This is a genomic window from Pseudomonas sp. DTU12.3, from assembly GCF_004124275.1.
Taxonomy (GTDB): Bacteria; Pseudomonadota; Gammaproteobacteria; order Pseudomonadales; family Pseudomonadaceae; genus Aquipseudomonas; species Aquipseudomonas helmanticensis.
In genome coordinates, this window is record NZ_CP027218.1 from 5,729,914 (window position 1) to 5,745,692 (window position 15,779).

Here is a 15,779-nt window from a genome sequence, read left to right on the forward strand (position 1 = left end):
ACAGGTTGGCCGCATTCCCCCTGTGGGAGCGGGCTTGCTCGCGAAAGGGCCAGCACTCACAGCTAAAATCAACGGGTTAAGTCCGCGACTCCTGCGGCACCTCGGTCGCAACCACCTCTCCCTCGTGCACCTGCCGCTTCGGCAATAAAACCTGCTGTGGATAAGTCTGCGCGAAATGCACCGTCTCGGTGTTATCCACAAGCTTCTTCAAACGCTGATTGAACGCCCGGCTCACCGCATATTGCCCACCCGACACCGTCCTGAACTGCGCCGTCAGCACCACGCCATTCAAATCCATCCTGTCCACGCCAAATACATCCAGCGGCCCCTGCAGGTTGTACTTGAGGAACGGGTCTTCGCGGATCGAATCGCCGGTTTCACGGATCAGCTCTATGGCTTTATCGACATCCGTGTCATAGGTGAATTGCACCGAGAAAAACGCATAGGCGAATTGCCGCGATTGGTTGGTCACCGCCTTGATCTGGCCGAACGGCACCGAGTGCACAAAGCCTTTACCGTCACGCAACCGCAACGTGCGAATGGTCAGTCCCTCAACCGTACCGGCATGCCCGGAATCGAGCACCACCCAATCGCCAATCGACAGGGTATCTTCGATGATGATGAACAGCCCGGTGATCACGTCCTGCACCAGTTGCTGCGAACCGAAACCGATGGCCAGGCCGACCACCCCGGCACCGGCCAGCAACGGCGCGACATTGATTCCCAGGTTGGCCATGGTGGTGATTGCGCAGATCACCACGAGGATGATTTTTATCGCGTTGCGCAGCAGCGGCAGGATGGTTTTCACCCGCGTGCTCGGCTGGCGTGCCGCGCGTTTGCTGACCGGTGGTTTCAGGGCTTCCTGAATCGCCGTGTCGAGCACCACCCACAGCAGCCACGTAACCAGAAAGATCAGGCCGATGCGGCTCAACGCGTCACTGATCGCGCGCCCGACTGTGCTGCTCTGAGCGAAATCGAGCAGCGACACGCCCCAGATCCGCCCGAGGATATCGATGAAGGCAATCGCGATGACGATCCGCAGCAAGGCATGCAACAGGCTGAGAAAGCGCTCCTTGTAAGCGCTGCTGCGCTGGATCGCTCCGGCTTTTCGCGACTTGAACAGGTGCTGCAGGATCGTGCTGAGAAACACCGTGCCGATCAGTAATACGGTGGTGAACAACGCGCAGCGCAGGGCCTTTTGATTGTCCTCGCCGATACCGATCAAACTCACCACTGAGACCAGCACCATCAACACAATCGGCCAGTACCACAGCCCGGAAAAAATCCGCAGCGACTCCTGCAACGAAGGTTGTTTCAGGCGTTGGCTCAGCGAGCGATTGCGGATCAGATGCGCCACCGGACGGCGCAGTCTAATCACCAATAATCCGAAAATCACCGAGGCGATCAGGCCGGTAAATACCGCAACGCTGCTGGTGATATTGCCGCCCAGTTGCCGGGCGATCTGCGGGCTGGTCAGCGCATCGCTGAGGGCGGCGAGGAAGCCGATCAGGAACAAGGGTTTTGGACAGTAATCACGAATGATCTTCGCCGCCGGACGTTTGTGCCCGGTATTGAACATCACCACCACACATAAAAATATCGAGGTGGAGAAGATGCCACTGCTGGTGGCGTAGGCCAGACACAGCGCCAGCGCGCGCCCCACCGATGCTTGCAGAAAATGGCTGACGTAGAGCGTCAATGGCAGGCAGATCAGTGCTGGCAGCGTGTAGGGCAGCAAATAACCCATCAGATCCTGACTGCGTTGGCGGGTGCGTAACCAGCGACCTCCACGCATACGGTTGGCCAACAAACTGCCGAGTACGGTGAGCAGCGCAAAACTGCCGAGCCAGGTGCCTGAGAGCGTAAGGAAATCCCCGGCGACGCTCCAGCCCGAGCGGTTCGAGGGTTGGTTGACCAGTTTGTCGACTTCATCGGCCGCACGGTCGGCACGCAGGCGCCAGGCGTCGACCAGATGTTCGTTGATGTCGAGTTTGTCCTGTACGTCGTCGATGCTCGAACTGATCGCACCAAGCAGACCGCCCTGCACCAGCGGCTCGGGTTCGGCGGCTTTTTCAGCGGCGGCCGGAACGCCCGGCAGCGCGGCGGCGTCGATTTCACTGGCACCGAGAAACAGCAATGCTCCCAGCAGAATGGCGATCCTGAACTTGATCAAAACTCCGATCTCCCGTGGCTGAACCTGTAAGGAACTGATCGATAATTGGGCGGCAAGTTCAAGAGCCCCCTCACCCCAGCCCTCTCCCCGACAGGAGGAACTTCGCGCAGTCGGGCCACAGAGCCAGCGCAAATCTCATGGTGGATTACAAATCCCTGTGGGAGCGGGCTTGCTCGCGAAGGCGCGGTGTCATTCAGCATATCCTTGGGCTGACCCACTGCCTTCGCGAGCAAGCCCGCTCCCACATTGGGATTTGTGGTGTTCATCAAAATGTACCGTCGGTAACGCCATCGAAACTTTCCCGAACCGCCCGCAGTCATCAAAAGACAGTGGCAACACGAGGGCTTTCGAAGGGAGGGTGGCATGGCGACGATTCACATCGGTATTTCCGGCTGGCGCTACGCACCGTGGCGCGGGGACTTCTACCCTAAGGGACTGGGGCAAAAGCGCGAACTGCAATTCGCGTCGCGGGCGGTCAACAGCATCGAAATCAATGGATCGTTCTACGCCCTGCAACGCCCTGAGCGTTATGCTCAGTGGTATGCCGAAACGCCCGACGACTTCGTCTTCAGCGTCAAGGCGCCACGTTTCATCACCCACATCCGCCGCTTGCGCGAGATCGAAAAACCGCTGGCGAACTTCTTCGCCTCCGGGGTGCTGGAACTGAAGGAAAAACTCGGGCCGATCCTTTGGCAATTTCCGCCGAACTTCAAATTCGAACCCGAACGCTTCGAACACTTCCTCGCCCAACTGCCCCACAACACCGAAGCCGCAGCCGCCCTCGCCCACCAGCACGATGCCCACCTGCACGGCCATGCGAGCATGAAGGCTTACGGCAAAAAACCGTTGCGCCACGCCGTGGAAATTCGCAACGACAGCTTCATTGATCCCGACTTCGTGCGCCTGTTGAAACGCCACAACACCGCGCTGGTGATCGCCGACACCGGCGGTAAATGGCCGTACCGCGAAGACCTCACCAGCGACTTTGTCTACCTGCGCCTGCACGGTGCCGAAGAGCTCTACGCCAGCGGCTACACCGCGCCAGCGCTCAAGCGTTGGGCCGAGCGCATCGACGCCTGGCATCACGGCGAGCAACCTAAAGATGCCCATCTGATCGCGCCACGCCTGAAGCCACGCGCACGCAAATCCCGCGAAGTGTTCTGCTATTTCGATAACGACATCAAAGTCCGCGCGCCCTATGACGCACGCGATCTGTTGCAGCGTTTCGAACTGGATAAAGACCTCGCCACCACCCCCGGCGAACCCGCTGGCGAAGGAGTGCTGGCATGAGTATTCCAGAACCGGTCGGCTTCACCGATGAAGGTTCGGTCGTCGCGCCTTCGGTACGCACGTTCACCGTGTTGACGGTCAATACCCACAAGGGTTTCACCGCACTCAACCGACGTTTCATCCTCCCGGAATTGCGCGAAGCCGTGCGCAGCGTGGCCGCCGACGTGGTGTTCCTGCAGGAAGTCCACGGCACCCACGAGCATCATCACAAGCGCTACAGCAATTGGCCGACGATGCCGCAGTACGAATTCCTCGCCGACAGTCTCTGGCCGCAGTTCGCCTATGGGCGCAACGCGGTGTACCCGGACGGCGATCACGGCAATGCGTTGCTGTCGAAATTCCAGATCATCCGCCACGACAACCTCGACGTGTCGATCAGCGGCCACGAGAACCGTGGCTTGCTGCATTGCGTGCTGCGCCTGCCCGGCGACGGCGCCGAAATCCATGCGATCTGCGTGCATCTGGGCCTGCGCGAAAGTCATCGCAACGCACAGTTGAAACTGCTCGGCGAACGCCTTGCCGAATTGCCCGACGACGCACCGGTGATCGTCGCCGGCGACTTCAATGACTGGCGCCAGCGTGCCGATGCACTGCTCAAACCTTGCGGCCTGCGTGAAGTGTTCGCCGAGCACCACGGCAAACCGGCGCGCAGTTTCCCCGCACGCCTGCCGACCCTGCGGCTCGATCGCATCTACGTGCGCAACCTCAAGGCCAGCCAGCCGAAAGTCCTCGCCAACCGCCCTTGGTCACACCTTTCCGACCACGCACCGTTATCGGTGGAGATCGAACTATGAACAGCGCGCCGCTGGAGAAATCCGCCGTGGAACCCATCAGCATCAACCCGCCGATACGCGAGCCCGGCCAGGTCGACGTCGAGTACCGCTGGCAGGGCGGCAACCATGTGCAATTGCTGGAAAACGGCGAGGAGTATTTCCCTCGCGTATTCGCGGCGATGCGCGCGGCGAAAAGTGAAATCCTCCTGGAGACATTCATCGTCTTCGAAGACAAGGTCGGCGCCGAACTGCAGGAGATTCTGATTGATGCGGCGCAGCGCGGCGTGCGCACCACCGTCAGCCTCGACGGCTTCGGCTGCGGTGAGTTGAGCACCGCCTATCTCACCGCGCTGAGCGAGGCCGGGGTGCATTTGCAGATCTTCGACCCGGCGCCCAAGCACTTGGGCATTCGCACCAATTGGTTTCGCCGCCTGCACCGCAAGATCGTCGTGGTCGACGGCCTGATTGCATTCATCGGCGGAATCAACTTTTCCGGTGATCACCTCGCCGATTTCGGCCCCGAGGCCAAGCAGGACTATTCGGTGGAAGTACAAGGTCCGGCGGTCGCCGACATCCACCATTTTGCCCTGCTGCAAAGTGGCAGGCCAGGCCGCGCGCGGTTCTGGTGGCAACGCCGGCGCCAGCGTCGCGCCGAGATGGCTTTCGACGACCACGATGGCCAGGTGCGCCTGGTGTTCCGCGACAACGATCAGCACCACACCGATATTGAAGACGTTTATTTGCAGGTATTGCGCCGTGCCAAACGCCGGGTGGTTATCGCCAATGCGTATTTCTTTCCCGGTTATCGTCTGCTGCGCGAAATGCGCAATGCCGCGCGCCGAGGCGTCGATGTCCGACTGATCCTGCAAGGCCAGCCGGACATGCTGGTGGCCAAGCTCACCGCACGCATGACCTACGATTATTTGCTCAAGGCCGGGGTGCAGATTCACGAATATTGCCAGCGCCCGCTGCACGGCAAAGTGGCGCTGGTCGATGACGAATGGAGCACTGTCGGTTCGAGTAATCTCGACCCGCTGAGCCTGTCACTGAATCTGGAAGCCAACGTGCTGATCCGTGATCGCGCGTTCAATCAGCACTTGTTCGAGCGCCTCGAAGACCTCAGCCAGAACCATTGCAAAGCCATGGACGCCAGCAAGTCTCCGCGCGGACGCATATGGCACATGACCATTGGTTTTCTGGTGTTCCACTTTCTGCGGCATTTCCCGGCGATGGCCGGTTGGTTGCCTGCGCACAAACCGCGGCTCAAGCCGTTTCGAGGTAACCGCTCATGAGCCATTCCGAGGTGCATCCGAATGCTCATGCCGCGCCAGCGACTCACTCGAAATGGAGTCGCTGGAAACGTCCGCTGACGCTGCTGTTTTTCCTCGCGCTGATTGTCTTGCTGACGTTGTTCGCCACGCGCATTGAATGGGCCGAAGTGCTGCAAACCCTCGCCGACTTCAAGGTGCGCACGCTGATCATTGCCGCCAGCCTGACGCTGCTGAGTTTTCTCGTATACGCCAGTTTCGACCTGATCGGCCGCACCTATATTCGTCAGGATCTGACCTGGAAACAGATCCTGCCGGTGGGGATCATCAGCTACGCGTTCAACCTCAATCTCAGTGCCTGGGTCGGCGGCATCGCCATGCGTTATCGGCTGTATTCGCGACTGGGCGTGAGCAAGGGGAATATTGCCAAGATTCTTGGCCTGAGCCTGGCGACCAACTGGTTTGGCTACATGACCATTGCCGGCGTGGTGTTCAGCAGTGGCCTGGTGAGCATGCCGCCGGGTTGGAAAGTCAGCAGCGACGCGCTGCAAGGTATTGGTGTTTTGCTGCTGCTGATCAGCGCCGGGTATCTGCTGGCGTGTCAGTTTTCCAAGCGCCGCGAATGGTCGATTCGCGGGGTGGAAATCAATCTGCCGTCGCTGCGCATGGCGGTCCTGCAATTACTCCTTGGGGCGTTGAACTGGTCGTTGATGGCAGCGGTGATTTTCACTTTGTTGCCGAGCAAGCTCGACTATCCGTTGGTGCTGGGGGTGTTGTTGATCAGTGCGATTGCCGGGGTCATCACGCATATTCCGGCGGGGCTTGGGGTGTTGGAGGCAGTGTTTGTCGCGCTGCTGCAGCACGAGGCTTCGCGTGGGAGTCTGGTGGCGGGATTGCTGGCGTATCGGGCGATTTATTTTCTGTTGCCGTTGTTGATTACGCTGGTGATGTATCTGGTGGTGGAGGCAAAAGCCAAGGCGTTGCGGATCGAAAAGACGCCGAGGCATTAAGAGCAAAAGATCGCAGCCTGCGGCAGCTCCTACAGAAATCTCTGTAGGAGCTGCCGCAGGCTGCGATCTTTTGCTTTCAGGATTGAATAATGCTCAACCGTTCGCCAACGACCATCTCGGTAATCCAGTCCACCAATATCGAGGTATACGCCTGCTGCGACACCGGTTCGCTCAACGCATGGTCTGCGCCATCGATAATCCGGTGCGTCAGTGAGTGCGTCTGCTGACACGCCGCGCGGTAACTCATGATCGCTGCATGCGGGACGTAATCATCGGTTTCCGACTCCACCAGCAATACATCGCCAGTGAATTGCGAACACGCGTGCAATGCCCGATTAGTGTCAGCGCGCACCAGCGTGCTGCGATAATCACGCAAATCCGCCTTGTCCAGATCACGCTTCGGAGTGTGCCATTGCTCGTCGCGATACAGTGCCGGCACGCGCAGCGCCAGCCAGCGCACCGGGCGCAGTGACGTGAGGATGGAGGCGAGATAGCCGCCATAACTGGTGCCCACCACGGCAATGGCCGAGGTATCGAGCGCCGGATGCGCCAGCAATCGATCATAGGCCGCGAGCAAATCGCGCAGATTGTCTTCGCGGGTAACTCGGGTCAGTGGTATCCCGGTGTCGCCAGTGTGCCCGCGCAAGTCGAATGTCAGACACACACAACCGAGACCGGCGATGCCTTTCGCGCGCTCAAGATCGCGCTCTTGGCTACCGCCCCAACCGTGGACAAACAACACCCCCGGGACTTTCGATTTGGGACTGAGAAAAGTCCCGCTCATCTGTTCATCATCAATGTCGATTTGAATGCTTTCGCTTCTAGCCGTCATAGGATTTGACCGTTACGTATTTGAGAAGAAACTCGCTGTTTTCAGCCGGGCCGCGATACACCTCGATGGCATCCGCCGGCAACGGCTGATCGATGTAGGTTTCCACCGAAGACACGCGGATCGCGCGCATTCCCGGATCGTTGACGAAACTTTGCAGCGCCGCGACTTCGGCGCTGCTGGCACCGCCCATGCGCCAGGATTGTTCGAGCACGCCGCTGCGTGTCTTGCCGTTGCCGTCCAGGCCTTGGGCGATGTCGTAGTTGCGCCGCGAGGCGTAGAAACGTGGGTAGGCTTCGTCGGCGGCGCTGTCGAAAATCTGCGCCTGCTCGATGGCCAGACGCACATCATCGGGCAACTCCAGTGCCAGCAGTTCTTCGTATCCGCCCTGCACCACCAGCAGGTTCGAACCGCCGTAGACATCTTCGTCGTGAGCGTCTTTGGTCAAGTATTGATCACCGCAGTAGCTCAGCACTTTGTCGCCGATGAATGACTGGCCGACGCTGTGGGTGATGACGTCGCGCAAGTCCTGCTCCAGCACCACACCTTCGCTGAACTGTTTGGCAACGTCGGCGCGGGCGAGCATTTCATCGAAGGCGTCCAGACTCTTGATCACCTCCTGACCGCGACCGGCACAGGCGTGGATCGGCTTCAGGCGGATCGGCCCGCTGTACAACAAGTGTTCGGCGGCGGCCCGCGCATCTTCGAGGGCAAACACACTCAAACCATCGAGTACCACGTTACGCGTGCGTTCGCTGAACAGCGGCGACCAGCCTTGCGGCGCATGCGCGAGATGACTGCGCAGGCCGTGGCTGATGGCTTTGGTGCAGATGAAATCGTGTTCGACAAACCCGCCCCATAGATCATCCGGACCGTTGATCCCCAGCGCCTGCGCCTGCCCGGCGCCGACGATGGTTTGCGTCGGCAACAGATACAGATCACGACCGCGGTGTTTTTCCGGGTTGTAGCTGCCACCGAACTTCAACCCGAGAATCTGCGCCAGCCAGCGGGCCAGAGCTTTGTTGGTCTGCACTTCATGTTGCGGCGCGTCGGCGCGTACCGAATGGGCGACAACGGTTTTCCTGCGGGGTGTCGGGGTCATGCGTCCCCCTTCCATCGGTTCGATGACTGTAGCGGTGAAGGGTGCAGAGATCAGGCCAACCGCTGCTCTATGGAAATCCTCGGTTAATCAGAAACTTGCCGGAATCGTGCTGGCATCGCGCCTGTTTCAATCTGCACGACCATGCGCTAAACCCCGGCAAATTGCACGATCCAAAATCGGATCGGAGCCCCGTGTGGGAGCGGGCTTGCTCGCGAAGGCGTAGTGTCAGCCAGCACAATGTAACCTGCCACACCGTCTTCGCGAGCAAGCCCGCTCCCACATCAGGGATTCATTGCTTTCGGGTTCGGGGTTACGCCAAACCGTGCCCGATAATCACTCGGCGCCAGCCCGGTGATTTTTCTGAAAATCGCGCGAAACGCCCCGGGATCCTGATAACCCACCGTCCACGCAATGTGATCGATGGTGCCATTGCTGAACTCAAGCATCTCGCGAGCTTTGCCCACCCGCAGATGCTGGCAATACTCCGTTGGCTTCAACCCGGTCGCCGCACGAAAGCGGCGCAGGAAGGTGCGCTCCTCAAGCCCCGCACGCTCGGCCATGGTCGTGAGCGAAACCTCGGTGGCGCCGGTACTCTGCAACCAATGCTGAACCTTGAGAATCGCGGCGTCGCCGTGACTGAGGATCGGCGCAAAATTACTGCCGCATTCACTGGCACTGTCGCTGTGTTCGACCACCAGAAAGCGTGCCGTACTTGAAGCGATACTCGGCCCGAGCAAACGATCAACCAGACGCAGCCCCAACTCTGACCACGCCATTAACCCGGCCGTGGTTATCAAGTCGCCGTCATCGACAATCGGTGTATCTGCCTTGAGTTTGATTTTCGGATAACGCTCGGCGAAAGCCTTGGCCGACGTCCAGTGGGTGGTAGCGCTGCGACCATCGAGCAGACCGCTTTCCGCCAGCAGCAGCGAACCCACGCAGACGCCGCCCAGCGTGGCGCCGCGAGCGTGCTGAGCGCGCAGCCATTGCGCCAGGGCGGGGGACATTTGCCCCGCGCTAAAACCACCGATGGACGGCGGAATCAGCACCGCCAGCAAAGCACTGTTAGCCTGCGGATAACTGTCGTGAACCCGCTGCGGCGGCTGGTCACCTTCGACCTGCCAATGACTGACCCGCAGCAGCGGCAGTTGCGCAGCCTGATGCTCGGCAGCAATCCGGTTGGCCACCGCAAACAGATCGGTCAGGCCATGCACCGCCGCCATCTGCGCACCGGGGTAAATCAAGATGCCCAGTTCAGCGACAGCAGCCCTTTCTGCGCCCATTGTCAGTTTTCCCCTGTCTATTGTCGGTGCGGCCAATCCCCGAATCGTCGGCCGTCGCCAATACTGAAGCCACTTCCAGCCAATCCATCGAGGACACACCATGGCCAAGCAAGCGCTCATCGTAGTCGATATCCAGAACGACTACTTCCCCCAAGGCAAGTGGCCGTTGGCCGGTGCCGACGCCGCTGCTGACAACGCCGCGCGACTGCTTGCAGCGTTCCGCGAGACGGGTGATTCAGTGGTGCACATCCGTCACGAGTTCACATCGAACGATGCGCCGTTTTTCATTCCCGGATCGGAGGGCGCCAAGCTGCACCCGAAAGTGCTCAACCGCGCCGACGAGCCCGTCGTGCTCAAGCACTTCGTCAATTCGTTTCGCGAAACCGAACTGCAAGCGATCCTCGATGAACAAGGCATCAAGGAGCTGGTGGTGGTTGGCAGCATGAGCCACATGTGCGTCGACGGCATCACCCGTGCGGCGGCTGACCTCGGCTACACCGTCACAGTGATTCACGATGCCTGCGCCAGCCGCGACCTGGAGTTCAACGGCATGACCGTGCCTGCCGCGCAGGTACACGCCGCTTTCATGTCGGCGCTGGGTTTTGCCTATGCCAGTGTGGTCTCGACTGATGAGTTTCTGGCCTCCAGCCATTAAGACACACTTTGTTAAATGTCTCGGCCCGCCTGGTTGCGGGCCTTTTTTCGCTTGCTTTAAAAATCTCACGCGTGAGCCATTGATGGCGCTTTGATTTGGTTGTAGTGTGGCTCACGCGTGAGATATTCATAACCGAGTCAATGCCATGAAAAGCCGTTCTCCCACATCGAAATCAGAAAGCCCCAAGGGAGAGCGCGCAAAAGTGTCCGCGAAGAAACCATCGAGCTTCTATATGAAGCAGATGCGCGCGGGCCTGGCCGCCGCCGGTTATGTGAAACACGAAACTTGGGTGCTTCCCGAAAACCGAAGCTTGCTCAAGCAAATGGAGCAACAGCTACGCCAACCGATTCTGGCTGGCTCTTTCATGTCGGAGAATTACATGAGCGCAGGCAACAACTGGAATATCGATAGCCTCTTCAACGCCCTCAAGGCCCTGGACGAGGTGGCTTCGCAAGAAATCACGCTGTCGCTGATCCAGAGCTCCGAACCCAGCATCAAACTGGAAATGAATGAATTCGGCGGTCTGCCGATTCACATCGCCGTGGCCGGCCAGCAGATCATCGTCGACACCGTGCTGGTGGACATCGATTCGATCACTGACGTGCGCGCCTTCAACGACGCCGTGCTGCGCAGCCGGGAAATGTTCCCGCTGTCGTCGATCGGTATCGAGTCGATGCCGAACGGGCAGACCGTTTACAACATGTTTGGCGCCCTCAGCGCCGACTCGAGCCTGACCAACGTGGTGACCGAGGTGAAAACCCTGGTCGACAACGTGCAGCGCGCGAGTGAAGCCTTCGAACACTTCTTCAAGTAATCAACAGGGAATATCCAATGACTCAGTCCATCTGGAGCAAGTTGTTCACCGCACTGCGCGGCGGCGCCAATGAAGTCGGCGAAGCCATCGTCGACCAGCAGGCCCTGCGTATCCTCGATCAGGAAATCCGCGACGCCGACACCGCGCTGTCGAATGCCCGTCGCGAACTGGTCACTATCATGGCCAAGCACAAACTGGCCGCCGACCGCGTGAGCGAGTACGACGCCAAGATCAAGGATCTCGAAGCCAAGGCTGTCGCAGCCCTGAGTGCCGGTCGCGAAGACCTGGCGCTGGAAGTGGCCGAAGCGATCTCGACCCTGACCAACGACCTCGATGCCGAGAAAAAACAAAGCGACGAGTTCGGCACCTACGCCGAGAACATGCGCAAAGACATCAACAAGGCCGAAGCCCGCATCAAGAGCCTGCGCCAGCAAGTGGACATGGCCAAGGCGCGTGAAAGCGTGCAGAAAGCCCAAGTCAGCGCATCGATTGCCAGCGGCGGCGCCAACGGCAAACTGGAAACCGCAGTGGGCACCCTCAACCGTCTGCAAGCCAAGCAGCAGCAGCGCGCTGCCGAGCTGAGTGCGGCGGACGAGCTGGCGGATGCATCGTCCGGCAACGACCTCGATCGCAAACTGCGCGACGCCGGCATCACGCCGAACGAAGGCAGCGCCAACGCGATTCTTGAGCGCCTGAAGCAGAAGTCCGCGCAGTAAGCGTTTTGCACAAAACCTGTGGGAGCGGGCTTGCCCGCGAAGGCCATGTGTCAGTCGGTACTTTAGCCGCCTGACTCACCGCCTTCGCGAGCAAGCCCGCTCCCACATGGTTTACGGCGTGTCGTTCATCGCTCGGCCCGGTACACTAACGACGTTTTTTTGCCGACGAACACCTCCACCCGCTTCAAGGAACGTATCCATGGGATGGTTTAAAGATTTGCTGGGCACCAGTAATTGGCAGACCGCTGCGCCAACGCCAACCGTTGCCAGTGGCCCACTCGGGATGGCCCAGGGCAAAGCCGTCAGGTTCGATACGACTCTGGCGCTGCTGCTCGACGGTTCGACCTCGGTGCGCGTGCCCTTCGACCAGGCGATCTGGAGCGCCGGCTGGGTCGACCTTGGCCAGTCCAACAAACTGCACCGCTATTACATGAACGACGAGGATTTCTGGGTACAGATCCACGTTACCGGTGACGACCAGATCGAGTCGGTCACCCTGTTCAACTACCTCAGCTACGTGACCGTCAACAGTGACGCCGAGCTGCAGCGACTCGCCGGCCCAAGCAGCCCGATCGGCCTGCCGACCTACAGCCACGAAGGTGTCGAGTACACCCGTGAATGGGGCACTGAACAAGACCAGACAGAACTCGTACCGATGACCGAACAAGTGATCAATCCGGATGAGAGCTACACCATCGAACATCACTCGATGCTTTACGCCCGCGACACCGGCCTGACCGATCGCCGCGAATTGCTGCTGTTCTCCGTCGAACAGGACGAAGAAGGCACCGTCAGCCTGAGCACCTCACTGGGCATCTCGCTGTACACGACTGATATCGGCACCATTTAAAAAGGAAGTTTTTCATGCTGGAAGTGCTGGCCGTTTCCCTCAACAAGACCGCATTGGTCGGTTTCGTCGTCTACCTGATCGGCGCCGTCTTGCTGTTCATGCTGTTTCAATTCGTCTACACGCGCATCACCCCGCACAAGGAATTCGAGCTGATCCGCGCCGGCAACAGCGCCGCCGCAATTGCTTTGTCTGGTGCGATCATCGGTTTTGCGATTCCGGCCAGTAACGTGATCGCCTTTTCGGTCAACGTCGTCGACTTCGTGCTTTGGGCGGTGATCGCGGCGGTTGTACAACTGCTGGCGTTTCTCGCCACAGGCCTGGTCCTCAAAGGCACTTCGCAACGCATCGTCAACGGTGAAGTGGCTTCCGGCATTTACGTCGCTGCGGTGGCGATCAGCGTCGGCATGCTCAATGCCGCGTGCATGACACCGTCCAACTGACCGGCAGGAAGCCCTCGATGAAACGCAGTAAATACGTTCAGTTGTCCCTCGCCGCTTCGGTGGCCCTGGCCATTTCCGGCGAAGCGGCAGCAATCGATCAGCCACGCAGCTTCCAGAGTGTCGAGCAGTGTGTCGATGCCGAAGTCGCCGCCGATGTCTGCTCGAACGCCTACGTCGCCGCCCTGACCGAACACCGGCGCATCGCCCCGGCGTACGATGACAAGGCCGAGTGCGACGCCGACTTTGCCGCCAACTGGTGCCAGAAAAACTCGTCCGGCAAATTCGTGCCGAAACTGGGCGGCTTCAAGATCCGCCAGAACGCTGAAGCGCCGCAGAATCTTGATGCGCTTGCCGATGCGCAAATGCCCGCCGGTGACGCCAACGCCGCACAGGCCGCACAGGCTACGAGCCACTCTTCCGGCAGTTCGACCAGCGGCCTGCTCACCGGATGGCTGATCGGCAATGCGATGAGCAACAATTCCAATCGCACGGTTTATCGCGATCGCGACACACGCCAGACCTACAACACCTCGACGCAGTACCGCAAAGTCGAATCGGCACCGGTCACGCGCAGCCAGCCCGACTACGAGAGCAGCAAGAGCAAGCCGGTGAACGTCGCTTCCTCGACTTCCCGTGGTGGTTTCGGCAGCCAGTCCAGTGCCCGTAGCGGTTGGGGTGGCTGGGGCAGCAGTTCCGGTCGTTCGAGCAGCTGATCATGAAAAAGATCCACTGCGCCGAGCGCCCCGACTGGAAACAGACCGCCGAGAGCCTCGGCTTCATGTTCCATACCATCGACGACGAACCGTACTGGGACGAAAGCGCCTACTACCAGTTCTCGCTGGCGCAGATCGAAAACGATCTCGAGGATCCGACCACCGAACTGCACGAGATGTGCATGGACCTGGTCGACCGTGTCGTGCGCAGCGAAGAGTTGCTCGACCGCTTGAGCATCCCGCCGTCGTACTACGACATGATCCGCACCTCTTGGCTGGAAGGTCATCCGCATCTGTACGGGCGCATGGACTTTTCCTACAGCGGTAACGGCCCGGCGAAACTGCTCGAGCTCAATTACGACACGCCGACCAGCCTCTACGAAGCGGCGGCGTTCCAGTGGGGCTGGCTTGAGCAATGCATCGAGCGCGGTACGCTGCCGCGCCATGCCGACCAGTTCAACAGCATCGACACCAAACTGCATCAGGCTTTTGCCGAGTTGCAACTGAAGCGGCCGTTCTACTTTGCTTCGATGCGAGACTCGGTCGAGGACAAAGGCACCACCGATTACCTGCGATTGATCGCCGAGAAAGTCGGTATCGAATCGCGGCACATCGACATCGAGGACATCGGCCTGACGGTTGAAGGTCGCTTTGTTGATCTGCAAGATCGCTGGATCCCGCACCTGTTCAAGCTGCACGCCTGGGAATTCATCTTCCACGAACCCTTCGGTGCGGCAATTGCCGAGTGCGACACGCAGTTTTTCGAACCGGCATGGAAGGCGATCCTGTCGAACAAAGGCGTGTTGCCGTTGCTGTGGGAAATGCACAAGGGCCATCCGAACCTGCTGGCCGCGCATCTTGATCCAGATCCGGCCAGTGCAGTGCCCAAGGGCTGGGTACGCAAGCCGTACTTTTCCCGCGAAGGCGCCAACATTGAACTGCAGACGGCTGACGGTCTGATCGTCAAAGAGGACGGGCCGTACACCGATGCGCCATTTATCCTGCAGGAGTTTGCGCCGCTGCCGAAATTTGGCGACAGCTACACGCTGATCGGCTCGTGGGTGATTGGCGATCAGGCGGCGGGGATTGGTGTGCGGGAGGACAACAGTTTGATCACCAAGGACTCCAGCCGCTTCCTGCCGCACCTGATTCTTGACTGAAACGCCCTCCGTGTAGGAGCTGCGGCACGCTGCGATCTTTTGACTTTGTTTTTAAGATCAAAAGATCGCAGCGTGCCGCAGCTCCTACAGGGCGCGTGTTTTATGCAGGCACAAAAAAGGCCCGTCGCTTGATGCGACGGGCCTTTTTATTGGCAGCGGTTACAACATCGGATCAGAACGGGATATCGTCATCAAAGCTGTCGAAATCCGGAGCTGGTTGCGGTGCCGCCTGCTGTGGAGCCGGGGCCGAACGCTGTTGCGGAGCCGACTGCTGAGGACGCGGAGCCTGCTGGCGTGGAGCCGGAGCGGACTGCTGGTAGTTGTTGCCGCCACCTTGTTGGTCGCCCTGTTGTGGACGGCCGCCGAGCAGTTGCATGGTGCCTTGCATGTCGACCACGATTTCGGTGGTGTAACGCTTGATACCGTCTTTTTCCCACTCGCGGGTCTGCAGCTTGCCTTCGATGTAGACCTGCGAACCTTTACGCAGGTATTCGCCGGCGATTTCCGCAACCTTGCCGAACATCGAAACACGGTGCCACTCGGTCTTCTCGACCTTCTGACCGGTTTGCTTGTCGGTCCACTGTTCGCTGGTTGCCAGACTCAGGTTGGTCACGGCGTTACCGTTAGGCAGGTAGCGAACTTCGGGATCCTGGCCGCAAGTGCCGACCAATATGACTTTGTTAACCCCACGGGCCATAACGTT

General features: G+C 59.6%; 16 protein-coding genes. 11 read left to right on the forward strand and 5 right to left on the reverse strand.

Features of this window, described 5'->3' with window-relative positions:
* Nucleotides 1-76: 76 nt before the first annotated feature.
* Nucleotides 77-2,173 (reverse strand): mechanosensitive ion channel family protein, encoded by a 2,097-nt coding sequence (locus tag C2E19_RS26355; protein WP_129395714.1) that lies wholly within the window; start codon nucleotides 2,171-2,173, stop codon nucleotides 77-79.
* Nucleotides 2,174-2,536: 363 nt separating this feature from the next.
* Between C2E19_RS26355 and C2E19_RS26365 the strand changes: the two genes are divergently transcribed.
* The 4 genes from C2E19_RS26365 to C2E19_RS26380 are packed head-to-tail and all read left to right on the forward strand — an operon-like array spanning nucleotide 2,537 to nucleotide 6,514.
* Nucleotides 2,537-3,463, forward strand: coding sequence for a DUF72 domain-containing protein (locus C2E19_RS26365; protein ID WP_129395715.1), 927 nt, complete (start codon nucleotides 2,537-2,539; stop codon nucleotides 3,461-3,463).
* The gene (locus C2E19_RS26370) at nucleotides 3,460-4,257 is read left to right on the forward strand and encodes an endonuclease/exonuclease/phosphatase family protein (RefSeq protein ID WP_129395716.1); all 798 of its coding nucleotides are present in this window, start codon (nucleotides 3,460-3,462) and stop codon (nucleotides 4,255-4,257) included. Before C2E19_RS26365 ends, C2E19_RS26370 begins: the two co-directional genes overlap by 4 nt.
* Nucleotides 4,254-5,528: a cardiolipin synthase ClsB gene (clsB, locus tag C2E19_RS26375; RefSeq protein WP_129395717.1), complete on the forward strand. Its 1,275-nt coding sequence runs from the start codon at nucleotides 4,254-4,256 to the stop codon at nucleotides 5,526-5,528. The genes C2E19_RS26370 and clsB overlap by 4 nt, the downstream gene beginning before the upstream one ends.
* A complete protein-coding gene (locus C2E19_RS26380; protein WP_129395718.1) occupies nucleotides 5,525-6,514 on the forward strand; it encodes a lysylphosphatidylglycerol synthase domain-containing protein in 990 nt (329 codons plus the stop codon). Before clsB ends, C2E19_RS26380 begins: the two co-directional genes overlap by 4 nt.
* A gap of 76 nt (nucleotides 6,515-6,590) precedes the next feature.
* Here C2E19_RS26380 and C2E19_RS26385 read toward each other — a convergent pair whose 3' ends face one another.
* From C2E19_RS26385 to C2E19_RS26395, 3 genes are all read right to left on the reverse strand, one after another.
* Nucleotides 6,591-7,346 carry a S9 family peptidase gene (locus C2E19_RS26385; protein WP_129395719.1) on the reverse strand — a complete coding sequence of 252 codons (756 nt, stop codon included), beginning with the start codon at nucleotides 7,344-7,346 and terminating at the stop codon, nucleotides 6,591-6,593.
* A complete protein-coding gene (locus C2E19_RS26390; protein ID WP_129395720.1) occupies nucleotides 7,336-8,445 on the reverse strand; it encodes a DUF3182 family protein in 1,110 nt (369 codons plus the stop codon). The genes C2E19_RS26385 and C2E19_RS26390 overlap by 11 nt, the downstream gene beginning before the upstream one ends.
* 281 nt (nucleotides 8,446-8,726) lie before the next feature.
* Nucleotides 8,727-9,728 (reverse strand): GlxA family transcriptional regulator, encoded by a 1,002-nt coding sequence (locus C2E19_RS26395; RefSeq protein ID WP_129395721.1) that lies wholly within the window; start codon nucleotides 9,726-9,728, stop codon nucleotides 8,727-8,729.
* A 100-nt stretch (nucleotides 9,729-9,828) separates the two neighbouring features.
* Between C2E19_RS26395 and C2E19_RS26400 the strand changes: the two genes are divergently transcribed.
* The 7 genes from C2E19_RS26400 to C2E19_RS26430 all read left to right on the forward strand — a co-directional run bounded on the left by C2E19_RS26400 (nucleotide 9,829) and on the right by C2E19_RS26430 (nucleotide 15,076).
* The gene (locus C2E19_RS26400) at nucleotides 9,829-10,383 is read left to right on the forward strand and encodes a cysteine hydrolase family protein (protein WP_129395722.1); all 555 of its coding nucleotides are present in this window, start codon (nucleotides 9,829-9,831) and stop codon (nucleotides 10,381-10,383) included.
* A 232-nt stretch (nucleotides 10,384-10,615) separates the two neighbouring features.
* Complete coding sequence (locus C2E19_RS26405; RefSeq protein WP_227698851.1) at nucleotides 10,616-11,197, forward strand: YjfI family protein; 582 nt, start codon at nucleotides 10,616-10,618, stop codon at nucleotides 11,195-11,197.
* A 17-nt stretch (nucleotides 11,198-11,214) separates the two neighbouring features.
* A complete protein-coding gene (locus C2E19_RS26410; RefSeq protein WP_129395724.1) occupies nucleotides 11,215-11,913 on the forward strand; it encodes a PspA/IM30 family protein in 699 nt (232 codons plus the stop codon).
* 199 nt (nucleotides 11,914-12,112) lie between these two features.
* Nucleotides 12,113-12,763: a DUF2491 family protein gene (locus C2E19_RS26415; protein ID WP_129395725.1), complete on the forward strand. Its 651-nt coding sequence runs from the start codon at nucleotides 12,113-12,115 to the stop codon at nucleotides 12,761-12,763.
* A 14-nt stretch (nucleotides 12,764-12,777) separates the two neighbouring features.
* Nucleotides 12,778-13,203, forward strand: a complete 426-nt coding sequence (locus tag C2E19_RS26420; protein WP_129395726.1) for a DUF350 domain-containing protein — start codon at nucleotides 12,778-12,780, stop codon at nucleotides 13,201-13,203.
* Nucleotides 13,204-13,220: 17 nt separating this feature from the next.
* Complete coding sequence (locus C2E19_RS26425; RefSeq protein WP_129395727.1) at nucleotides 13,221-13,916, forward strand: DUF1190 domain-containing protein; 696 nt, start codon at nucleotides 13,221-13,223, stop codon at nucleotides 13,914-13,916.
* 2 nt (nucleotides 13,917-13,918) lie between these two features.
* Entirely contained in the window at nucleotides 13,919-15,076 is a 1,158-nt protein-coding gene (locus tag C2E19_RS26430; RefSeq protein ID WP_129395728.1) for a glutathionylspermidine synthase family protein, read from the forward strand.
* A 172-nt stretch (nucleotides 15,077-15,248) separates the two neighbouring features.
* On the opposite strand, the gene C2E19_RS26435 is transcribed toward C2E19_RS26430, so the two are convergent.
* The gene (locus C2E19_RS26435; RefSeq protein ID WP_008081898.1) at nucleotides 15,249-15,773 is read right to left on the reverse strand and encodes a single-stranded DNA-binding protein; all 525 of its coding nucleotides are present in this window, start codon (nucleotides 15,771-15,773) and stop codon (nucleotides 15,249-15,251) included.
* Nucleotides 15,774-15,779: the final 6 nt, after the last annotated feature.